The organism is Xylophilus sp. ASV27, from assembly GCF_016428875.1.
Classification (GTDB): Bacteria; Pseudomonadota; Gammaproteobacteria; order Burkholderiales; family Burkholderiaceae_C; genus Xylophilus.
Genome location: NZ_JAELTO010000328.1, coordinates 1 through 379, shown reverse-complemented (window position 1 = coordinate 379; position 379 = coordinate 1). Strand labels below are relative to the sequence as shown.

1 pseudogene is annotated in these 379 nt (G+C 68.1%); it reads right to left on the bottom strand.

The window, feature by feature from the left end:
* Positions 1-217: pseudogene (locus JHD63_RS23165) on the bottom strand (ornithine decarboxylase); the annotation flags it as partial.
* Positions 218-379: the final 162 nt, after the last annotated feature.

Here is a 379-nt window from a genome sequence, read left to right as displayed (position 1 = left end):
CGGCAACGCTCGCGGTGTCGAAGGACGAGCCCATCGCAGCCAGGAGGCGCAGGATTTCAGGCGCCGGGTTGGCCTTCACCGCGTCGTAGATCCTGGAATCGGGAAGCGCCTTTTCGAAGGCGCGGTAGTTGTCGCGCACGACGTCGAGGTCGACGACCAGGCAGGGGCCGCTGGGACGTCGGGTGGCGAGGAAGTCGAGGATGCGCTGGGTGGCCATCGGTCTCTCCAGGCGCGCTTTCGCGCGGGCAAGCTCGTGCCGCGGGCCGTTGGCCACGCGTTCGCACGCGGTCAAACAAAGTGCGGGACGCTTCTTTCCCGGACCCGGCCGGTGGAGACACCGGACCCGTGAATTGCCGTCTCGCGGCGATGGACTTTGGCC